We start from the raw sequence: 4,337 nt of genomic DNA on the forward strand, positions 1-4,337 counted from the left end.
CCCTCATCAATTTCCTTCAGAGGAAGATTCGCTGGGTCTAAGTCTTTCTCGCCAAGACTGAGTTGGTGAGGAATCAGAAGAGCCGGATCTGCTGTTTGACTCTGGGGCAGAGGATTGAGTTTTTCTGGGTGACGAAGAGGAAGAATCCGATTCTACTCGTCTAGATCGTCGTCGTGAAGAAGACCTAGAGGAAGAATCGCTAGAATTTGATTCTTCGCTTCTGTAGCGACGCCTTCTCGACGATGAACTCGATGAAGGTGTATCATCATTTTGTTGCTGATAGCGTCTTCGGCTGCGTCTTGGGGTATCGTCTTGTTGTTGTTGTTGCTGATTGTCTTGAGAATCGCGGCTTCTGTATCTGCGTCTTCTGGATGGGCGATCGCTATTATCAGAATTGTTAGAATTATCAGAATTATCAGAACTTACTCGTTTACTTCGCCTTCTATTATTAGAGTTGTCAGAATCATCTGAGTTATCCTCCGATTGGCGAATAGGACGATTAACAATTCGGTTAGGTTTGACGCGCTCCGCTTTGATGGTGCCTTTACGACCTTCTAACTTCGGTCGAGAGGGAAACTTTTCTACCGGCATTCCTTTTACAGCTACTTCCATAAATTCATGCCAAGTGGAAGCAGCACTACTACTGCTACCCCAAGTAGGTTTGTTATCGTCGTTACCTAGCCAAACTCCTGTAACTAATTGGGGAATATAACCAATAAACCACAAATCGCGGGCTTCATCAGAAGTGCCTGTTTTTCCGGCTACAGGTCGATCTAATTGGGCAGCGCGACCTGTACCATCTTCTACGACGTTTCGCAGCATCCAGGTCATGATAGCACTGCTCTCAGGGTCGAGAGCCTGCACCGGTTGATAACTAGCTTTCCATATTTCTTTGCCTTGACGGTTGAGGATGCGGGTAATACCGTGAACTTCTGTGTGTAACCCAACATTAGCAAAGGTGCCGTAAGCGCTGGTTAACTCCAACAAATTGACTTCATTAGAACCAAGTGCCAAAGAATAAGTCGGTTTAAGTGGAGATTTAATCCCCATATCATGAGCTAGTTTGATTGTTGGCTCAAATCCGACATCGATCAACACCTTCACTGCAATGATATTAATTGAGTTGGTGAGAGCATCTCTCAAGTTCATCCAGCCGCGAAAGTTTTCGCTGTAGTTTTTTGGCTCATAGCCATCGACAACAAAAGGTGAATCCTCGTAACCATCGTAGGGATTTTTCCCTGTTGCGATCGCCGTCGCATAAACAAATCCTTTAAATGTTGAACCAGGTTGACGCTGTGCCTGGGTCACGCGGTTAAATTGATACTTCCCAAAATCTTTTCCCCCCACCATTGCCTTAACTTCACCAGTACGAGGGTCAATCGCAACCATTGCCGCTTGCTTAAAGTTCTCCCAGCGTCCTTCATTTCGGAGTATTTTGGCTACTGAATCTTCTGCGGCTTTTTGCCAAGTTGGGTTAATAGTAGTTTCTACCACTAAACCGCCACCCGCGAGCACATCAGCAGAAACATACTTCGGCAATTCTTTCTGAATGTAGGTGGTAAAGTAAGGTGCTTCTACTTGCAATCGCTTGGGCAAACTGCTTTTCAGGTTTATTGGTTCAGTACTCCCTGCTTGCCTTTCGGCGGCTGTAATAAAACCGTCTTCTTGCATTCGCTGCAATACCAGATTTCGCCGCTGTTTAGCGGCTTCTGGATTGCGATCTGGGGCGTATACACTTGGTGCTGGGGCTAATCCGGCAATCGTCGCCATTTCTGGCAGTGTCAGTTGATCTACTGTCTTGCTGTAGTACACCCAAGCAGCATCGCCAACTCCGTAAGCTCCCGAACCTAAATAAACCAGATTCAAATAACGTTCGAGAATCTGGTCTTTGGATAATTCTCGCTCCATTTTTTGTGCGAGTCGCACTTCTTTGAGCTTACGCAAAACTGTCTTTTCTTGTTTGAGAAAGAGAATTCGCGCTAGCTGTTGGGTGATGGTGCTACCACCTTCTACTACGTTTTGCGATCGCAAGTTATTTAAAACTGCTCTGCCAATTCCCTGAGCATCTACTCCATGATGTTGTCTAAACCTTCTATCCTCTGAGGCAATGAAAGCTTTTTTCAGGTTATCGGGAATTTTATTTAATTCCAGCTGTTCTCTGGTCGCTTCTCCTTGCTGTTGCAAAATACTGCCATCACTAGCTTTGATGGTCAGCGTTTGCTCCCGGACAACGACGTTTAGTTCAGATTTATCCGGCAAAGTGCGATCTATTGACCACACAGTATGACTGATGGCTACGATTCCACCACTCACACCCAAACCTAACCAAAACAAGGGACGACGATAAAGCGGTTTATTGCCACCGGGAAGTTTCGCAATGATTCCAGATGATACACTTTTCACCTGGCTCAGTAACTGCTTTACCTTCCCCAACTTGCTTGGTGTTTCATTTGTAGATTCCTCCTTTGCCTTTTGATTACCTAGAGGTATCAAATCGTCTGAGGATTCTTCCGTATTCTTGCCCTGAGGCAATCCCGGTTTCTCTGTGTCTGTGTTACTCAATTTAGCTGATCGTTCCTTGAACCAGGATGTAAACTTCGCCACGTCATTTCCTCGCCCAAAGTAGTTATAAATAAACCACGATGAAAAAAATGGGATTAGCGCACCTCGTTTGTGTTAGTATAATATCTCATAAATAATTAACTAAATTCATTACGAAATAATGTTTTTTGAGAATTGGTGTATTGCCGTAGTTAACTTTATACACTAAGCAAGCAGTATTGTTCGTAGTGAAAAAAGATTGATGAACACAAGTGCGATCGCTCTCGGTAGCAATCTGGGCGATAGAAGTTCAATTTTAACAGCCGCTGTCGAAACTTTAGCGCAAACTCCAGGTATTATCCTAGAAGTTACATCAAGTTGGTATGAAACCAAAGCTGTAGGACCACCACAACCAGATTACTTGAATGGAGCCGCGATTCTGGAAGTAGAAATGACACCGCAAGCGTTGTTAGCAACAATGCTTGCGATTGAAAGCAAATTTGGGCGTATTCGGACTGAACGCTGGGGAGCGCGATCGCTTGACTTGGATTTGTTATTATATGATGACTTAATTTTGGATACACCAGACCTGCAAATTCCCCATCCGAGAATGTGCGATCGAGCTTTCGTACTAATACCCCTAGCCGAAATCGCCCCAAATTTAATTGAACCATTTTCCCAGTGTGAAATTAAAGAACTGGTTAAACAGGTAGACAGTTCTGATGTACATTTATGGATGGGCAATTAAGATTACCACCGATAAACGCAGAAAAAGCCTGATTTGACAATTCATCTCCAGAATTATCTGTGTATTATTAGATAATATAACTTTACTATGCCATTAGGTAGAGAATTACCACAGCTGCTGAAACAACGCTTGTTCTTCAAAGGACGCAAGTTTAATTTTGAAGTCAATCGCTTGCGTTTACCCAACAAATCGGAAGGAGAATGGGAGTGTATTCGTCACCCTGGTGGCGCTTTAGCCGTACCCGTCACCTCAGAAGGTAAACTTATACTCGTGCGTCAGTATCGTTTTGCAGTTCAAGGACGCGTGTTAGAATTTCCGGCAGGTACAGTGGAACCGAATGAAGAACCTCAAGAGACGATTCGGCGAGAAATTGAAGAAGAAACTGGCTATCGTGCCAACAAATGGGAAAAACTAGGAGAATTTTTTATCGCTCCCGGTTATTCTGATGAAATTATCTATGCTTTTCTAGCGCAAGATTTAGAAAAGTTAGAGACACCGCAAAAACAAGATGAAGACGAAGATATCGAAACTGTCTTTTTCACCCCCGAAGAATTAGAAAAAGCTATTCTCGATGGTGAACCAGTAGATGCTAAATCCATTTCTAGCTTTATGCTAGCGCGTCCATTTTTATTTTAGATTCGTAGTGAGCGGTTTACCGCTCAAGATCAGCGAGTACAGCGCTCACTACGAATATTAATCTTAACTAGCTACAGCAGCAGTGTAAACGCTTACTTGTTTGCGGGTTTTGCCCTTTCTCTCAAACGTTACCACACCATCAATTAAGGCAAACAAAGTGTCATCGCTACCGATACCGACGTTGTTACCTGGGTGAAATTTTCTGCCGCGTTGACGTACTAAAATGTTACCAGCCCGGACAGTTTCACTACCGAAACGCTTCACACCTAGACGTTGAGCATTAGAGTCACGTCCGTTACGTGTACTACCTGTTCCTTTCTTATGAGCCATAATTTCCTCTTGTGTAGTGGGGAATGGGGAATGGGGAATGGGGAATGGGGAATGGGGAATGGGGAATGGGGAATGGGGAATG

4 protein-coding genes are annotated in these 4,337 nt (G+C 44.0%); 2 read left to right on the forward strand and 2 right to left on the reverse strand.

What is annotated here, in order from left to right:
• Positions 1 to 6: 6 nt before the first annotated feature.
• A complete protein-coding gene (locus OGM63_RS13855; protein WP_263746163.1) occupies positions 7 to 2,562 on the reverse strand; it encodes a transglycosylase domain-containing protein in 2,556 nt (851 codons plus the stop codon).
• 241 nt (positions 2,563 to 2,803) lie between these two features.
• Here OGM63_RS13855 and folK point away from each other — a divergent pair, with 241 nt between their 5' ends.
• Together folK and OGM63_RS13865 are read left to right on the forward strand one after the other, a co-directional pair.
• On the forward strand, positions 2,804 to 3,289 hold the full coding sequence (gene folK, locus OGM63_RS13860) for a 2-amino-4-hydroxy-6-hydroxymethyldihydropteridine diphosphokinase (RefSeq protein ID WP_263746165.1): 486 nt from the start codon (positions 2,804 to 2,806) through the stop codon (positions 3,287 to 3,289).
• 87 nt (positions 3,290 to 3,376) lie between these two features.
• Complete coding sequence (locus OGM63_RS13865; RefSeq protein WP_263746164.1) at positions 3,377 to 3,925, forward strand: NUDIX hydrolase; 549 nt, start codon at positions 3,377 to 3,379, stop codon at positions 3,923 to 3,925.
• A gap of 63 nt (positions 3,926 to 3,988) precedes the next feature.
• Here the strand turns inward: OGM63_RS13865 and rpmA are convergent, their stop codons facing one another.
• Complete coding sequence (gene rpmA / locus OGM63_RS13870; RefSeq protein WP_263746166.1) at positions 3,989 to 4,255, reverse strand: 50S ribosomal protein L27; 267 nt, start codon at positions 4,253 to 4,255, stop codon at positions 3,989 to 3,991.
• Positions 4,256 to 4,337: the final 82 nt, after the last annotated feature.

The organism is Plectonema radiosum NIES-515 (assembly GCF_025753815.1).
GTDB lineage: Bacteria > Cyanobacteriota > Cyanobacteriia > Cyanobacteriales > Nostocaceae > Hassallia > Hassallia radiosum_A.